We start from the raw sequence: 16483 nt of genomic DNA on the forward strand, positions 1-16483 counted from the left end.
CCACCGCCCACCCCGCCGCGGCGCTCGATCCGGCAGCAACGGCTCGATCCGCGCCCACTGCGCGTCAGTCAACGACACACATCAACCAACGATCAGATGATCGGTAAGAGACGGCCTAGGTCCTGCGGACCGGCGGGGACCGGTCCGGCGGCCGAGGCGCCGGCGGGCGGGGTTGGCTAGCGTCGGTACCGGAGCGGCCGGAGCCGGTCGCGGTGTCTGCCGGGAAGGACGGGCGGCGGTGACGGTGCGGGAACAGGCCGGTGAGTGGCAGGGCGGACTGCTGGACCTCGACGGCTATCTGGACGCCGTCGGGTTCACCGGGGAACGGGCGGCCTCGCTACAGGCGCTCCGCACCCTGCACGCGGCGCATGTCACCGCCCTGCGGTTCGAGAACTTCGACTCCGTGCTCGGAATGCCGGTGGCCCTGGACGTGCCGTCCGTGCAGGACAAGCTGGTGCGCCGGGGCCGGGGCGGTTACTGCTACGAGCACGTGGTGCTGTTCGCTGCCGCCCTGGAGCGGCTGGGCTTCGCCTTCACGGCGCTGGCCGGGCGGGTGACGCTCGGCTCGGACAGGGTCACGCCCGCCACGCACGCGCTGCTGCTGGTGGAGGTGCCCGGAGACGGCCGCCGGTGGCTGTGCGACGTCGGCTTCGGGGCCGGGCCGCTGGAGCCGGTGGAGCTGGCCGACGGGGCCCGCGCGGACGCCGGGGGCTGGAGGCTCCGGATGGAGCGGCGCCGGGGCGGCTTCGGTATCGACCACTGGCGGCTGCACCAGTACGGGCCGGACGGATGGACGGACCGGCACACCTTCACCCTGACGCCTCAGCACCCCGTGGACTACGTCGTCGGCAGCCACTACGTCGGCACGCACCCGCGCTCGCCGTTCACCCGCAGGCCGATCGCCCAGCGGTTCGACGCCGGCCGGCACCTGATGCTGGACGGGCTCCTGGTGACGACGACGCTCGTCGACGGGACGTGTACCGAGGAGACGGTGCTGCCCGGCGCACTGGGGCGGGTGCTGCGGGAGAGGTTCGGCATCGCCGTCGACGAGGCGACGGCGGCCCGAATCGCGGCGGCCGTACCGACCGCGGCATGAGCCCGCCTCGGCCGGTAACGGTGCCCTGAGGCGTTCCACCACGTTGCGGCGGCCGGGCAGGCCCAGGGGAAGCCCGGACTTGCACCGCACCGGATGGATCTCCTTCCGGCCACGTGGGCCGCCATCGGCGCGGCCGTGAAGGCCGAGCGTGCCGTGTACGCCAACGGTTCGACCCGGACGCCAGCGCCACGACAGAGCTCCGGACGGTGCGGAGGGCGCTGGTCACCGGTGACACCGAGACGAAGCCCCAGGACGTCACCGCCACGAGGAGTCTGGAGGACATCAAGCCGCTGATCCTCGGCAACGCGGCAACGCGGCAGCCGGCTTCGGCCCGCTGGTCCGCAAGCACCACGTCGACTCGCGCCGAGCGGGCGATCACGGAGACCGCCGACGACGTGACGGAACGAGCCTTCCGCCTCGCGGCAGTCCAGCTCGAAAAGCCCGGGCGCAGCATGCCGCGCCCGGCACGTGCGGCCGACCGAGCCGTTCCGCACCCGCGCAGTCGGCGCTGTACCTGGCCGGGGCCGGGCTCCGGCCCTGTCGTACCTCCGTGGTACTCATCTCCCATGAGCCAGTTCCGCGACTTCAACCTCAAGCTGCTCGTCATCGAGGAGCTCATGTACGGCCCCGACCCGCTCCTCCCCGTCTACGACCTGCCCGCGCGGCTGGCCCAGCGGGGCATCGGCGACCCCGCGACCCACGTCCTGCAGAACGGCCTCCACGCGGAGGTACTGCCGGAGTCCCGGGCCCACTTCGAGGCCCTGGAGATCCCGGCCGAGCTGCTCGCCCGCGTCGAGGAGCTGTGCTTCGACGCAGGGGCGGACGTCTTCCGGCACTGCGCCCCCGCCTGGGACGGCGAGGACGACCTGTTCGACGTCCGCTCGCTCGACGACCTCGCCCTGCTGCCCAACCTCCGGGAGGTCACCTTCGTGGAGGACGGCGTCCTGGCCGTGCCGGACGCGGCGGAGATCTTCGCCGCGCGCGGCATCGACGCCGACTGACCCCGTCACCGCGGCAGCTGAACGACTCTCGAAGTCCGGCCCCGCCACCCGCGGGAGCCGGACTTCGTCATGCTGCCGAAGACCCGCGCCCGGACGCGAGCGTGAAGGACGTGCCGGGCGGAGACCCGGCTACGGCCGCGGGGTGAGCCACTGTGAAGCCACGCCCGCGCCGGCCGGCACCGCAGACGGTGCGCGCAACCCCGGGCCTGGGTGACTCGATCGCGCCCGTGGAGACGACGGAGACCGCCGACTGGCACCGCACGCGGAATACCAGGCGCAGGCGAAAGCCGCTGCCGAGGCGGCCGTCCTACTACGGAGGCAGCCGGCCTGACCGGCAACCTGCTTGGCCGCACCCGCAGCCCGGCCGGCCGGGCTGCGTCAAGAGTCCGCGGCAGGGCGTTCCGGCCTGGGGAACAGGCCATTCCCCCCGACCGAGCCGTCTCGGGGTGCGACGAGTGGAGGACCCTGTTGGACCTCGTGCGGACATTCGAACGAATCAGAGGCGCGGTGGGGGAATCGGTATCCGCCCTGCCGGATACCGAGCCGCACATGACCTGGAGGCCCCTTTGGAACCAACGTGGCGCTTGATGCTCGGCCCACAACTCGTCGGCGACCTACACGCGTACGAGGTCGACATGCCCTGGTTCATCTGCCGATTCGTCCCCGGCCCGGGATGGCCGGCAGTCCGGGATGCTTATGAGGCGTTCGCCCGCTGGAGGGACCTGCGCGAACCTGACCCGGAGGGCATTGGGTTCAGCGAATTCGCCGGCCCGATCTCCGCCCTGGGAATGGAACTCGAAGCTCCGGACGGAACCCGTATGCCCGTCCTCCATCGCGCCCTCGTATGGATCCGCGACGATATTGCGCGCGTGCGCTGCTAGCGATGTACAGCGGCCCCGTGCCTCGAATCGATGGCCGACGAGCTTCCTGGGCTGATGGGTGTTGCTGCGACGCCGCCCAGTCCGCTCCGAGTCCGGCGAACGCAGCCACCTGCACCCGGACGAGCTTGTCGCAGCGGGCTTTCGGCTCCCGTACCAGATGCCGGTGCATTGCTCGGCGCCGTCGGGCAGCACCTCGACCGCAAAGCGCGCGGGCAGGCCCCCCCGCTTCGCTCTTCGGTTTCGCCGAAGCGCGGAGCCACGCCTTCTCTGGCCCGGGCCGTGCTCGTTTCGCCTCCTCATCCGGGGGCATCCGCCCGTCATGGACACCACAACAGACATCGGCGAAGAAGTGATCGACACCCAGGGCGATGAGCACCACGTCGTCCTCAGCGCTGACGCGAATGGTGACGGGAAGCCCGACGTGTGGATGATCGACACCACTGGTGACGGGAAGGCCGACCTCTACCAATTCGACACGACCGGTGATGGCCAAATCGACGTCACCATCGCCGAACGCGCGGAAGAGCCCGGAATCGACCGCCTGGTGGTCGAAGGAGACGGCGGCCACCCGCAAGAAGCGTGATCACCCAGCGTCTCTCCAGGGTGCCGTGCCATGCCCGGAATCCACAGCCTGGATGGCACGGCATCGAGGAGAGGCCGCATGGCCACCCACTGAAGCCGGAGCATTCACTTCCACCGGCTTCGGCGCGGCACCGCCAACCGGATCCGCAACCGGCGGCCTGCTGGAGCAGGCCCTCGCGCAGTCCGGCAAGGCGGGCGTCGCGACGTTCGTCATGCCTCAGCACGACTACTTCGCCGCCCTCAAGGCAGACAACGACCTCCTGACCCTCCACCGGGCAGGCAGCCCAAGCAGGCCTCCGGCAAGGCCACTGCCTCCGCCGCGACTGCGGCCGCGAAGAAGCCCGCCGCCAAGAAGCGCATCAGGTCCGAGCCGAAGAAGGACCTGACGGGCCTGACGAAGGCGGACCGACCTGTACAAGAAGGCCGCAGCGGCCAACTGACCACCCGCAGGTGATGGCTCCAGCCGGTCGGGATCCGGCCGGCCCGGCGGCCGATCCGGCCCAAGCCGCGTCGTGGCAAGTGCCCCATCAGCTCCTCACCCCGGGGCGGAGGGTAACCGGTCCGACGGCGGGTGCGCCTGTTGCGCTACGGCGCCTGCGGCCTACCACCCTGCCTGAGGTCCACCAGCCAGTCGTGCCCCGGATGGACACGGTCGAGGAGCGTGGCCAGGGTGCGCCGCGCGGAGCCGTCGAGCAGGGGAAGCGCGCCGTCGAAGTCCTGCTGGTCCTTGGGACGTACCGCCTTGGCCTTGAACAGAAGCACCAGCTCCGGCGCGAGGTAGGGGATCCCGTCCGGGGTTCGGCGGATCACGCTCGTGTACGGCAACCGGATCGACGGGTCGCGCCGGCAGATCCAGGTCGGGCCCTCGTGCGGCTCGCGGAACACGTCCACGCGGTAGTCGCCCGTCGACGGATCGCGCAGCCAGGTCTGATGCGTGAGTGCCGAAACCTCCGGCGTGAGCTCCCAGATGCGGCCCGACGCCACGACATCGAACGCGTACTCGGGGAATCGAGCCCGGATCTCGGGGAACCGGGCGGCAGGGACCGCGATTTCGAGGTCACCGTGCTCACGGGTCTGCCCGCCCGCGAACAGGTCGATCGCCCAGCCCCCGGCCACGTACCAGGGGACCGGGACGCCTTCCAGACGGGCCGTCACCTCGACCGGAGTCCACGCCCTCGCCCACCGGGCATCCGCCTCGGCTTCGGTGATCTCGACGCCGCCCGGGGGCAGTTCTCGGGTCATGCGGCCAGGCTACGGGAGGGCCCCCGAGCGGCATCGCGAGGTGGCGCAGGGGCCCGTCGGTTGATCAAGTCTTCTTCAAGAGCGCTCCGGCTCTCGTGCCGCGCCCGCGCACAGGCCGCGCTGCTCCTACCGTTCTCCGATATGACTGGTGTGGCGGGAATCGAGGAGCCGAACGGGAGCCCGGGCAGACGCAAGGTCGTCCGTGCGGCGTTGACGGGAGCGGCGGCCGTGGCTGCCGGGGCCGTGGGGGCTGTCGCCGATTCCGCCACGGACCCGACCCCCGCCCAGGCCGGCGCGGCGCGTACACGGCCCACGACCCCGCGATCGGCGCTGCTGGAACTCATGGCGGGCAATCTCCGCTGGCGCACGCTCCACGAGAGCCATCCCGACCGGACGCGGGCCGTGCGGCAGTCCCTGGTGGCCGGGCAGCACCCCTTCGCCGTGGTCCTGGGCTGCGTCGACTCCCGAGTGCCTCCGGAGCTGGTCTTCGATCAGGGCCTCGGCGACCTGCTGACCGTCCGTTCCGCCGGCTCCGTCCTCGACGAGGCGGTCCTCGCCAGCATCACCTACGGAGTTCTGGAGCTGGCCATTCCGCTCGTCGTCGTGCTGGGACACCAGTCGTGCGGGGCCGTCACCGCCGCCATCCACGCGGCGGAGGCCGGCGAGAGCCTCGCCGGCCACATGCAGTACCTGGTCGACCAGATCCGGCCGGCGATCGACCGAGGCCTGCGGGGAGCGGCGCGCGTGGACGCGACCATCACGGCGAACGTGCGGCTGGTCCGCTCCCGCGTCGCCGCCGAGCCCACCCTCGCGGCGAAAGTCGCCTCGGGTGAACTGGCCGTGATCGGGGCCCGCTACGAACTCAACAGCCAGACGGTCCACCAGACCCGCTGACGCACTGACCCACTGCCCGACCGAGGAACGGACTGGGACACTGGGCCGGTGATCCACACCGACTCCGCGATTCGCTTCCGCTTCGCACTGACCCCGCTGGAGGAGGTCAAGCCGTGGGGTGTCGGGCGCGTACTGCACTGGTTCGGGCTGACCGCCGGCTGGTACTGCATCGACATCGGCGGCCACGAGGTGCTGCGCTACTCCGAGCGCACGGTCCGGGAACTCCGGAACGACGGCGATGGCGACGGCGACCACGACGACCGAGCGCACCCGTACGTCGACCACTACGTCGTCCGCCTGTGGGAGGACGTGATCGCGCTCGTTTCGGGGGCGATGGAACCGGTGCCCCACGATTTGGTGGCGGTCGCGGCCGACCTGTCGCCACGCTGGACGTGGATCGACACCCCGGAGGCCGAGGCCGCGCTGACCTGGCACGGTGAGGGCCACTTGTACACCGACTACCTGCGCGTCGCCCCGGCCATCCGCCTCTGGCGCACCGTCGTCGGTGACGAGGACACCGTGACCGTCGCCTGGGAGCACCGGGCGGACCCGGAGGGCGTGATCGAGTTCGCGAGTCCGCAGGCGGGCCGGGTGACCGTGCCGACGAGCGAGTTCCTCGGGGCGGTGGCCGAACTGAACCGGTCGCTGCTGGCCGCCATGGACGAACGCATCAGCGAACTGGAGAAGTCCGGACCGCCGCCCGGGGTTCGAGGAGGGGTGGACGTGGACCAGTTGCGCCGGGAGCAGCGGGACCGGGCGACCTGGCTGCCGCGTGCGCGGGATCGCGAGCCGGGCACCGACTGGGAAGCCGTACGGACCGGTACGCGCATGCTCCTGGCCGCCGGGCCCGAGGCCCGGGACGGCACGGAGTAAGGGGCCGGGTCAGTCGGCGACGCGGAACCTGTCCCGCCGCCCTCGCCCACGGAGACAGCGACCTCCCCGACTGCCCCCGCGACGCGCGCCTGCGCGTGCGCGAACGACGCGACGGCGACGGGACCCTGCAGGCCCCGGCGGAAGCCGCCGCTCCTGCTCACCGGGAGCTGTCCGCACCGGCCAGGAGCGCGGGGCGTACGCGGTGACGGTTGCCCGGGTGGGGTGGCGCCTTGTTCACGGGGCGTGCAATCCGTTCTTCGTGACCGTGGTGCCACCGCAGCGTGCCCGGCTGAAGACGTCAGCGTGAAACGCCGCCTCCCTCAAAAGAGGCTCCGTGCGCTCTCTGTACGGTCAATGTACGCCCTGCGTACGGTTCATGGTTTAGGTTGTGATCAGGAGGTGTTGCATGTCCGAGCTGTTCGATGCGGTCGACGCCCTGGTCGCGTCCCGCGCCGCCCTGCCGCCGGCGGCGGAGCGCAAGCGACTGCGAGTCGCGCACGGCCTGACGCTGGACGATGTCGCCGCGGCGCTGCGTGTGCGGCGGGCCACCGTGTCCGGGTGGGAGTCGCTCACGAAGCCGACCGAGCCCCGCGGCCCGGAACGCGAGGCGTACGCACGGCTGCTGGCGCAGCTCGCCGAGCTCTACCCCGCGCCCGAGGAGCCGGCCGTCCCGCTGCCCGTCACGTTCACTGCGCCCGCTCCGGCCGAAGCGCCGACTCCGTCCACACATCAGGCGCCCGTCGCCGCTGCCCCGGCGGCCGACTCCGGTCCGGCGGCCGCGACCAGGCCGTCGGCGGCGTCGCGGCGTCCGGACGTGAAGAAGGCGGCCCCCGCCGGCACCCCGGCGGGCGGCACCGACTCCCGCTTCGATAACGGGCCGCTCGCGGTCGTCGACGTCGACGAGGACGGGCAGGTGCTGGCGTACTGCACCGGCGGCCTGGTCCTGGACGTGCCCGCCAAGTCCCTGCCCGCCCTGGTCGACTGGACCCTCAAGGCGGCGAAGCTCGGCGCGCCGAAGCTGTCGGGGCCCGGCAAGGACGCCGACCCGCTCCTCGTCCTCACCGAGGCCGCCCTGGAGCGCTACGGCCTCCCGGCCACCCTCACTCCGCAGGAGCGGACCGCCGGGCGCATCCCGGAGGGCCACAAGGTCATCAAGCAGCTGACCCGCGCCGACTGGCAGCTCACCCAACGCGGATTCGGCCCGTGGGCCCGGATCTACCGCCCCGCCACCGGCTCGGAACGGGCCTGCGTCCAGCTGTGCATCCCCTCCTGGAACGCGCTGGACACCCGCCACTGGGGCGCCGCCGCCCAGCTTCCGCCCGCGGAACTCGCCCGGCTCCTGGGCGTGTACGCGACCCGGGTGATGACGCCGCGCGGCTCCACCGCCGTCACCGGCCTGGAGCTGATGACCGCCCTGCACCCGGCGACCCGCGCCTCCGAGCCGGACGCCGACGGCAAACGGCACTCCGAGCACAACCCCGGCTCCCTGGGCAAGGACCCGGTCGACCCGGCGCCGTGCGAAGCCCCCGACGGACACCCGCTCCTGGCGGACCTGCCGCGCTTCCACGTCCGCGGCCCCGCCGAGAAGCTCTTCGAGGAGGCGTACGACTGGGCGCGGCCCCTGACCGACGCCGAGTGCACCCTGCGCCACCTCGTCGGCCTCGACGTCAACATGGCCTTCGCCGCCGGAGCCAACGGCCTGCCCGTCGGCATCGGGGCGCCCACGCACGTCACGAACCCGGTCTTCGACCCGAAGCTGCCCGGCAGCTGGCTGGTGGACCTCTCCCACGTCGACCTGTCCCGCGTGAAGGTCGGCAAGGACTGGGTGGAACTGGACGGCTCGCTGCTGCCCTCCCCGTTCACACCGAAGGGCGAGACCCCGACCGGGCCGGCCTGGTACGCCACGCCGACGGTGGCGTACGCGGTGGAGCTCGGCTACGAGGTCCGGCCGACCCAGGCGTGGGTGCGGCGGGAGAACGCCCGCTACCTCGACGGCTGGTACAACCGGCTGCGCGACGCCTACCTCGCCACCATGGCCGACCTCGGCGTCGACGCCGACCTCGCCCCGGCCGACTTCCTGACGGCGATGAACGGCTACAAGCAGCGTGACCCGCAGATGGCGATCGTCGCCTCGGCCGTCAAGGCGACCGTCAAGGGCGGACTGGGCAAGCTCCGTGAGCGGCCGCGCGGCGAGGGCTGGCGGCCGGGGGAGCCGTGGCGGGCCCTGGCCCGGCCGACGTGGCGGCCGGACATCCGCGCGGCGGTCATCTCCCGCACCCGCATCAACCTGCACCGCAAGATCGTCAAGCACGCATCGTTCACCGGCCAGTACCCGATCGCGATCCTGTCCGACTGCGTCGTCTACGCCGCAGGCGGCGAGAGCCCGCTGGACTTCCTGCCCTACCGGGAGGGCAAGCCGCTCCCGGGCGGCTTCAAGCTCGGGGTCAACCCGGGTCTGGTCAAGCACGAGGGCACCCAGAGCGTGCTGTGGGGCGAGGAGGTCCGCGAACGGTTCAACGCCCCGGAGCTCAACCTCGCCCGGTACATCAAGGACGGCAACGTCACCGACGCCGACAACGACGAGTAGGGGAGCGGACAGGCGATGGCCAAGGAGTTCGGGGACGGCCTGGACCAGGCGGTGCAGAAGGCGTTCACCCGCCCCGCGCCCAAGGGCGCGGGCACGCAGATGCGGTACCTGGTCAGGCAGCTCAAGGGCACGAAGTCGGCCGCCGAAACGCTCGGGATCTCCCAGAGGCAGGTGGAGCGGTACGTCGCGGGCAAGGCCAGGAAGCCGCGCGCCGACCTCGCCGCCCGCCTGGAGCGCGAGGTGAAGAAGCGCTGGCAGCCGCAGATCCGGGCCAAGGCCCGCGAGAAGGCGGCGACCACCGGCGGCATCGTCATCGACGTCCACGCCCGCCTCGGCTACGCCGGGGCGCCGATCGACACAACGGACGAGGACCGCATCCGCCACCTCACCGTCGCCCTGCCCCCGCAGCACGCCGCCCGTCTCTTCGACGCCCGGCAGCAGGGAGCCAACGAGAACACCCTGCGCCGGCTCACCGCCGACGCCCTCAAGGAGGTCTACTTCCAGGACGGCGGCCGCCGCGCCGGCTCCCTCGAGGAAGTCGAGATCAACGACGTGCTGGAGCTGGAGTTCGACCTGTAAGGCCGTACTCCGAACGGAACGCGCCCGGCCCGACGGTCCGGGCGCGCCCCGTTTCCCGCGCATACAGAAGACGGAGTGTCCGATGCCGCGCGCGGGGCCGGAACCATGAGGGTCGGCTGCGCGGCCGCGAGCGCCTGGTCGACGAACTCCCGCACCAGCCTCGCGGCCCCCACCACTGCGACGGTCTTCGTCCACCGTGCGTCGAGCCACGAGCGGCACAGCTCGAAGCGGTACACGCCGCGGTCGAGCTCGACGTACGCAAGTTCTCCCTGAGGCTGGGCAAGATCGATGGTGCCCGCAGAGCGCGCCGAGGGTGGCATGCACAAGCCCTGCCGGTGCGGGCCTCGGCGGGCCTGCGGGTACCCCGGCTTTATGGAGCTGGTGCGGGGTGACGGTACTGCGCTGCGTGGGGGATTGTCCGGGTGTGGATCCTGGTGTTGGCTGCTGGGGTCACTCAAGGGTTTCGATTCCGAGTCACTCGGTGAACTCCCGCTCGTTCAGGCGGCCTTGCGGGGCTCGCCGTAATCCTGAAAATTGAGGCCGCGCATGACCATGCCTACGTCGTCCTCTCCGGCGGTAAACGCTCTGGCCGTCCGTCATCGGCTGGGTGATCTGGAGCACACTTTCGGCCCCGTGAGCGAGGTCGGTGTCCAGGAGAAGTACCGGGCCTTGTTCATCGTGGGCTCCCTGGCCGGCATAGCCGCCCTGCTGGGTGGCGGCGTCCTGTTGTGGGTGAAGGTGCACTGGGGGGTCGCGATGTTCCCCTTGTGGATCGCCGTGGTCGCAGGCGGGCTGGTGGCCAACAGTCCCCTCTTCCGAAAGGGCCTGGCGGCGAGGCGGTTGCATCTGTACGAGCACGGTTTGGTCGTGAACACCACCGGCAGGCGCCTGTTCGCGGTGCGTTGGGAGCGAACGTTGCTCTACCAGGAAACGGTCCAAGAGGTGATCAACTACAAGGGCACGCAGACGCCGACAGGACGTTCTCATGCCTCCGTGCTGGTCGCACCGGGTGGGGAGAAGGCCCGTATCACCGACCTCTACGCGGGCTCGCCCACCTGGGCCCCGATGATCGCGGAAGCTGTCGCCCGCGCCCAGGTGGAGAAGGTGTGGAAGCTGGTGCGGGAGGGCGGGACGGTCGGCTTTGGCCCGTTCAAGCTGTCCGGCGCCGGAGTCGCCGGCGCTTCCGGCGGGATCCTGCCGTGGCGGGATGTGAGCGAGGTGGCAGTGCGTGGGGGCATGGTCTGTGTCTGGCGGGCGGGTCAGACCAAGGCCTGGCAAGCGCCTCAGGCCCATAAAGTGCCGAACCTGCTCGTGTTCCTGACCATCGTGGACAACCTCCGCCAGCAGTAGATTGCGGGGAGCGCCCGCCGACTCCGGCGGCGCGGGCGGCGGCCGCCGGGCTTGGACCTCGGCGAGTTCGGCCTCCAGGGCGGCGATGGTCTGCGCGGCCTGTCGCTGCTGCCAGGCCGGCCACGCCGCCACGGCCCGCCAGCTCTCCAGCCCCGCCTCCAGCTCACCCACCACGACCACTCTCCTCCGGCTCGACCACGAACCTGCCGTCGGCGAGCCGCACCACGACCTCCGGCTCACCGCCCGGCGCGTCCTGGGCGGCCCGCCACAGCCGCGTACGCCTCGCCCGGACCGGATCGCCGTCGCCCCACTACGCGTGGGAGCCGATCCGGCAGGAGAGCCGGAACAGCTCCGCCCGCAGCTCGATCGCCCCCGCGCCCGGCCGCAGGGCGAGCCGGTTGCCGAGCCGGATCCAGGACTGCTGGAGGGCGATCAAATCCGGGGGGAATCGGTCGGAGGGTCTCGGGCCGCCCGGGTCGTCGCTGCTCACGCCGCGGTCGTCCACCCGCGGGCGCGAGCTTGTCGGCGCAGCTCGGCAGCGGCCGCCCGGGAGCGGCCCGGCGCAGCCCGGTGCGGATGGGTGTGGAGCAGGCGGGACAGGGTGATCAGGCGGCGCCGGAGCGTGGCCGTGCTGGCCCCGGCGGGGGCCTGGGCGAGCACGTCGTAGGTGCGGAGCCACGCGACCTGCAGTGCCAGCAGGTCGTCGGGAAAGCGGAACGAATCCATCCCCTAAGTGAAACATGTGTTCGAATTACGAGGCGAGCGGCGCCCCGGGCATGATCGCTGAGGAAGATCCCCAAGTACGGTCGCCGAGAACCGTCAGGGGATCAGGACGTCCAGTCCGGAGGAGTTGCAGAAGCCGACACGGCTCAGGTCCACGACGACGTCGGTCGGCCCGCCGGTGTGAGACGTATTCCGTCGTCGCCACGGCCGTGCGTCGTCGTTGGGCAAGCCGTGGAGAGCTGGCAGCCACCGCACGGCATGAGGCCCACGGTCCAGATCATCTACGTGCAGTGCGCGCCCTGCGGGGTGATGGGCGGCTGGTTCTCGACGGCCAACCCCTTCCTGCCCGTCCTCGACCAGGTCGGCGCGCACATCCGCGAGCACCATCCCGCAATGGACCGTTTTTGAGACCGGCGCAGACTCGGTAGAGCTTGAGATCGCAGGCCCGCGAGCGGCCGGTCGCTCAGCGGGGCAGGATGCGCAGTACTGCCTCGTGTTCGCCGCTGAGCCGCAGGCCTTGCCGTACTGCAGCGCTCAGATCGAGTTCGCCGAGCAGGGTCGCGGCCAGCAGGTGCGGCGGTCCGGTCAGGGACGCGGTGGGGTGGTCGACCCGGCCGGCGTGGGTGTGCACCGAGCCGTCCTTGACTTCGATGACCAGGTCTTCGTTGCCGTCGGCGTGCAGTTGCAGGGCGATTGCCGGCTGGTCGGGGTGGTGGTCGGTCAGTGCCCGGGCGGGCATGTCCAGCCAGTGGGTGCGGAAGGTGTCGCTGCCGGCCGGCTCACGCAACAGCGGAATTCCCCATCGGCTCAGTTCCTGCAGCACCGGCTCCAGCTCCCGGCCACGCTCGGTGAGGGAGAACAGGCTGGTGGCCACCGGCGGCGGGGCGGCCTCGCGGTGGATCAGGCCGGCCTCCTCGAGTTGGCGGAGCCGGTCGACCAGCAGGTTGCTGGCGATCCCGGGCAGCCCGTTGCGCAGGTCGGTATGCCGGCACGGACCCAGGGCGAGCAGTTCGCGGACGATCAGCAGGGTCCATCGGTCGCCGATGGTGTCCAGTGCTTTCGCGATGCCGCAGTACTGCCCGTAGGTGCGCATGCCACCACCCTACATCGTGGTGTTGAGATTCATAACTCTCTTGTTGACTTTCTCAACAACCTCGGTCTAGCGTCGCTGCCCATGACCCCCACCCTTTCCGTGCGTCGGCTGGCCTGGGCCGGCGTCGAGATCCGTCTCGGCGACACCCGCCTGCTGATCGACCCGCTCGAGAACGTCGCTCCGCTGGCGCCGGTGATGGGGCCGCCGCACCGACCGGTCGACCCGGTCGATACCCCGCCCGGCACCCACGCCCTCATCACCCACCTGCACCCCGACCACTACGACCACGACCTGATCGCCCGGATCGCGGCCACCGGCACGATCGGCTGCCACACCCCGAGCGCGGCGGCGCTGCACGAGGCGGGCATCACCCCCGTCGCCCAGGACCTGGGCCAGTCACGCCGCATCGGAAAGCTGACCGTCACCCCGGTGACCTCGCTGGACTGGCGCGGCATCGACTGTGACCAGGTCGCCTGGGTCGTCGAAGGCGCCGGCCGGCGGGTCATCCACTGCGGCGACACCCAGTGGCACGGCAGCTGGTGGCAGATCGCCCGCGACCACGGCCCGTTCGACGTCGCGTTCGTCCCGGTCAACGGCGTCATCGCCCACTTCGAGGGCTACGCGGCCAACGTCCCGGCGACCATGACCCCCGAACAGGGCGTCGAGGCCGCCGTCGCACTCGGCGCCGGCACCGTCTGCGCCATGCACTACGGCCTGTTCCACAACCCGCCGTTCTACACCGAACAACCCGACATCGAGCAGCGCTTCCAGCACGCCGCCGACGAGCGCGGCATCACCGCGGCCGTCATCGCCGACGGCCAGCCCGTCCTCTGACCATCAGAAACAAGGAGCAACACATGAAGATCGTCTTGTTCGGTGCCAGCGGCCACATCGGCCGGCCCACCACCGAAGAACTACTGCGTCGCGGCCACACCGTCACCGCGGTCACCCGAGCCGGCCACATCGACGGACTCGAGCACAAGGCCCTGACCGTGACCACCGGTGACGTCACCGACCCCGCGGCGGTCGTCGGCCTCGCCGCCTCCCACGACGCCGTACTGTCGGCCGTCGGCCCCCGGATCGGCCAGGAGAACGACCGCGCCACGATCGTCGGTGCCGCCCGTGCGCTGATCGACGGACTCCGCCGAGCAGGCGTCACCCGCCTGGTCACCATCGGCGGTGCCGGTAGCCTGCGCACGCCGGCCGGCGCCCGGGTCATGGACGACCCGGACTTCCCCGCGCTGTGGAAGGCCAACGCCGAGGCCCAGTCCGAAGCGCTCGACCTCTACCGCGGCGTGCACGACCTCGACTGGACGTACGTGTCGCCCGCCGCGGTCATCGGAGCCGGCGAGCGGACCGGGGCCTACCGCAGCGCCGTGGACACCCTGCTCACCGACGGCGACGGCAACAGCCGCATCTCGTACGCCGACTACGCGATCGCCTTGGCCGACACGATCGAGAACGGCACCGCGATCCGCCGCCGCATCACCGTGGCGTACTGAGCCATGAGCAACGACGCCGCCGGCCGGCACACCCGATTCATCGTCCTGCTCGCAGCGCTCGTGGCCCTGGGACCACTGTCCATCGACGGCTACCTGCCCGGACTGCCGGACCTCGCCGGCGACCTGCGCGCCGGCGCCGCGGCCACCCAGCTCACCATCACCGCCTGCCTGGCCGGGCTGGCCATCGGGCAGCTGATCGCCGGGCCGCTGAGTGACATCTACGGCCGGCGGCGTCCGTTGCTGGCGGGCCTCGCCCTCTACACGATCGCCAGCGGGCTCTGCGCGGTGGCGCCCGACGTCCGGACCCTCGTCGGCCTACGCCTGGTCCAGGGCATCGGCGGGGCGTTCGGCATCGTCATCGCCAACGCCATGGTCCGCGACCGCACCTCCGGAACCCGCACCGCACGTCTCTTCTCCACACTGACCTTGATCACCGGCCTGGCGCCGGTGTTCGCGCCGGTCCTCGGCGGCCAGCTACTGCGCGTCACGGCCTGGCCCGGAATCTTCGTGGCCCTGGCCGTACTCGGAGCCGTGATGCTGGCGGCCACCGCCGCAGGACTGCCGGAGACCCAGTCCTCCGCGCCACGCCAGCCGCTGCCGGCTGTCGTCGGACAGCTGCTCGGCGACCGGGTCTTCACCGGGTACGTCCTGGCCAACGGCCTGGTCTTCGCGGCGATGTTCGCCTACATCTCCGGTTCGCCGTTCGTCCTGCAGGAAATCCACGGCCTGTCACCACAGCAGTACAGCGCCGTGTTCGCCGTCAACGCCGCCGGACTCATCGCAGCCGCCCAGATCAGCGGCCGGCTGGTGGCCCGGGCCGGCGCCCGCGTGCTGCTGCTCGCCGGTCTGCTGGGCGCGACAGCCGGTGGCACCACGGTCCTGGCCGCGGTGCTGACACGGGCACCCCTGCCCGCGCTCCTGATCGGCCTGTTCGTCCTGGTCTCCAGCGTGGGCCTCGTCATGCCGAACGCCGCAGCCCTGGCCCTGGCCGACCACGGCGGACACGCCGGGTCGGCCGCCGCGCTGCTCGGCTTCAGCCAGTTCATGATCGGCGGGGCACTTGCTCCGCTGGCCGGCGCGGGTGGCGCCACCGACGCCTTGCCGATGGGAATCATCGTCGCCGTGCTGCCGGCGCTCGCTCTGCTCACACTCGGCGTCCTCACCCGGTCGATGCCCGGTGAGCGCACTCGCAGGCCGGCTCGCCAAGGACGTGCCGGGTACCGGCGACCGCGCCGGCACATCGATCACAGACGCGCCGGCATCCGGTGAATCGGGCGAGCGCGCCGATCTGGACGAGGCGCTCGGCGATCGGGAGCGCGGGGCGAGCCCGCTGCCGGAAGTCCTGGAGGCCGATGTAGGGCTGGCCGGCCGCGACGCGGCCGACCTGGTCCTCGCTGATCCCCCTAGAGAGGACTCGCCGAACGGCATCAAGGCGAGCCCGGCCTGCGGCTCACCTCTGCTCCAGCGGAGGTGTCCCAATCGGCCGCGACGGCAGCCCACCCGAACTGGTGTGATCTCCGCGCGAGCGGAAGTGTCCCGTCAGTCTCCGTGAATACGCCGCCGTCGATCCGTGGTCTCTGCGAGCGCGGAGGCTGGCATGCAGACAGGCCAAGTAGCCGGTGTGTCCGGATGCGGGTCGCTGTCATGCAGCATTTGTGCGGGACGTCTTGGCGCGAGGGCCGCCGCTCTCTCGCGCTCTTCCCCACCTTCTCGCCGTGCTCGTGAGGTCCTCCGGCGGTGCCGCTGACCCGCGGTGCGGAACAAGCGGTGGCGGGGTTCAGGCGGGGGGTGACCGTCGCTTCTTGGTGCCTGTTCGGGCGGTGGTGGTGGTGGGGTGTGGGGGCGGGTGGCTACGGACCCAGGTGTCGTGCCCTGGCTGGTCTTCGACCAGGAGGGGAAGGTCGTGCTGCCGGTCCGCAGTTTCCTGATCGACTTCATCGTCCGGGACAACCGGACCGGCAGCGTGCGCAACGCCAACTACACGGCGTGACTCTGTTGGTGATCTTGTGAGGGGTCAGCCGGAGGCCGTGCAGAGGGCGTGGAAGTGACTGGGGGCTCGCCGGGGGCGGGTCGGGTCGGC

General features: G+C 71.4%; 17 protein-coding genes. 13 read left to right on the plus strand and 4 right to left on the minus strand.

The annotated features are described in order from the left end of the window. Positions 1-238: 238 nt before the first annotated feature. The 3 genes from ACZ6S8_RS39025 to ACZ6S8_RS39035 all read left to right on the plus strand — a co-directional run bounded on the left by ACZ6S8_RS39025 (position 239) and on the right by ACZ6S8_RS39035 (position 3561). Positions 239-1096, plus strand: a complete 858-nt coding sequence (locus tag ACZ6S8_RS39025; RefSeq protein ID WP_469463095.1) for an arylamine N-acetyltransferase family protein — start codon at positions 239-241, stop codon at positions 1094-1096. A 566-nt stretch (positions 1097-1662) separates the two neighbouring features. Then, positions 1663-2097, plus strand: coding sequence for a DUF6892 domain-containing protein (locus tag ACZ6S8_RS39030; protein ID WP_469463097.1), 435 nt, complete (start codon positions 1663-1665; stop codon positions 2095-2097). Positions 2098-3297: 1200 nt separating this feature from the next. Next, a complete protein-coding gene (locus ACZ6S8_RS39035) occupies positions 3298-3561 on the plus strand; it encodes a hypothetical protein (protein WP_469463099.1) in 264 nt (87 codons plus the stop codon). A 584-nt stretch (positions 3562-4145) separates the two neighbouring features. On the opposite strand, the gene ACZ6S8_RS39040 is transcribed toward ACZ6S8_RS39035, so the two are convergent. Further along, on the minus strand, positions 4146-4802 hold the full coding sequence (locus ACZ6S8_RS39040; RefSeq protein ID WP_469463102.1) for a nucleotidyltransferase domain-containing protein: 657 nt from the start codon (positions 4800-4802) through the stop codon (positions 4146-4148). Positions 4803-4943: 141 nt separating this feature from the next. Here ACZ6S8_RS39040 and ACZ6S8_RS39045 point away from each other — a divergent pair, with 141 nt between their 5' ends. The 5 genes from ACZ6S8_RS39045 to ACZ6S8_RS39065 all read left to right on the plus strand — a co-directional run bounded on the left by ACZ6S8_RS39045 (position 4944) and on the right by ACZ6S8_RS39065 (position 11085). After that, complete coding sequence (locus ACZ6S8_RS39045) at positions 4944-5696, plus strand: carbonic anhydrase (protein WP_469463104.1); 753 nt, start codon at positions 4944-4946, stop codon at positions 5694-5696. A 48-nt stretch (positions 5697-5744) separates the two neighbouring features. Then, a complete protein-coding gene (locus ACZ6S8_RS39050) occupies positions 5745-6569 on the plus strand; it encodes a DUF5984 family protein (protein ID WP_469463106.1) in 825 nt (274 codons plus the stop codon). Positions 6570-6975: 406 nt separating this feature from the next. Then, the gene (tap, locus tag ACZ6S8_RS39055) at positions 6976-9156 is read left to right on the plus strand and encodes a telomere-associated protein Tap (protein ID WP_469463107.1); all 2181 of its coding nucleotides are present in this window, start codon (positions 6976-6978) and stop codon (positions 9154-9156) included. Between the two features lie 15 nt (positions 9157-9171). Beyond that, positions 9172-9735, plus strand: a complete 564-nt coding sequence (tpg, locus tag ACZ6S8_RS39060) for a telomere-protecting terminal protein Tpg (protein ID WP_469463109.1) — start codon at positions 9172-9174, stop codon at positions 9733-9735. 546 nt (positions 9736-10281) lie between these two features. Then, complete coding sequence (locus ACZ6S8_RS39065; RefSeq protein WP_469463111.1) at positions 10282-11085, plus strand: DUF6585 family protein; 804 nt, start codon at positions 10282-10284, stop codon at positions 11083-11085. 310 nt (positions 11086-11395) lie between these two features. On the opposite strand, the gene ACZ6S8_RS39070 is transcribed toward ACZ6S8_RS39065, so the two are convergent. Both ACZ6S8_RS39070 and ACZ6S8_RS39075 read right to left on the minus strand, forming a co-directional pair. Then, positions 11396-11575: a hypothetical protein gene (locus tag ACZ6S8_RS39070; protein ID WP_469463113.1), complete on the minus strand. Its 180-nt coding sequence runs from the start codon at positions 11573-11575 to the stop codon at positions 11396-11398. Next, entirely contained in the window at positions 11572-11811 is a 240-nt protein-coding gene (locus tag ACZ6S8_RS39075; protein WP_469463115.1) for a hypothetical protein, read from the minus strand. The genes ACZ6S8_RS39070 and ACZ6S8_RS39075 overlap by 4 nt, the downstream gene beginning before the upstream one ends. A gap of 255 nt (positions 11812-12066) precedes the next feature. Between ACZ6S8_RS39075 and ACZ6S8_RS39080 the strand changes: the two genes are divergently transcribed. Beyond that, positions 12067-12216 (plus strand): hypothetical protein, encoded by a 150-nt coding sequence (locus ACZ6S8_RS39080; RefSeq protein WP_469463117.1) that lies wholly within the window; start codon positions 12067-12069, stop codon positions 12214-12216. A 55-nt stretch (positions 12217-12271) separates the two neighbouring features. On the opposite strand, the gene ACZ6S8_RS39085 is transcribed toward ACZ6S8_RS39080, so the two are convergent. Continuing rightward, positions 12272-12901, minus strand: a complete 630-nt coding sequence (locus ACZ6S8_RS39085; protein WP_469463118.1) for a winged helix-turn-helix transcriptional regulator — start codon at positions 12899-12901, stop codon at positions 12272-12274. An 81-nt stretch (positions 12902-12982) separates the two neighbouring features. Here ACZ6S8_RS39085 and ACZ6S8_RS39090 point away from each other — a divergent pair, with 81 nt between their 5' ends. The 4 genes from ACZ6S8_RS39090 to ACZ6S8_RS39105 all read left to right on the plus strand — a co-directional run bounded on the left by ACZ6S8_RS39090 (position 12983) and on the right by ACZ6S8_RS39105 (position 16393). Continuing rightward, positions 12983-13735 carry an MBL fold metallo-hydrolase gene (locus tag ACZ6S8_RS39090; RefSeq protein ID WP_469463120.1) on the plus strand — a complete coding sequence of 251 codons (753 nt, stop codon included), beginning with the start codon at positions 12983-12985 and terminating at the stop codon, positions 13733-13735. Between the two features lie 23 nt (positions 13736-13758). Continuing rightward, positions 13759-14403: an NAD(P)-dependent oxidoreductase gene (locus tag ACZ6S8_RS39095; protein ID WP_469463122.1), complete on the plus strand. Its 645-nt coding sequence runs from the start codon at positions 13759-13761 to the stop codon at positions 14401-14403. Between the two features lie 3 nt (positions 14404-14406). Further along, the gene (locus tag ACZ6S8_RS39100) at positions 14407-15672 is read left to right on the plus strand and encodes a multidrug effflux MFS transporter (RefSeq protein ID WP_469463124.1); all 1266 of its coding nucleotides are present in this window, start codon (positions 14407-14409) and stop codon (positions 15670-15672) included. Positions 15673-16249: 577 nt separating this feature from the next. Beyond that, positions 16250-16393 (plus strand): hypothetical protein, encoded by a 144-nt coding sequence (locus ACZ6S8_RS39105; protein ID WP_469463126.1) that lies wholly within the window; start codon positions 16250-16252, stop codon positions 16391-16393. Positions 16394-16483 lie beyond the last annotated feature (90 nt).

This window comes from Streptomyces sp. NPDC048461 (genome assembly GCF_055587105.1).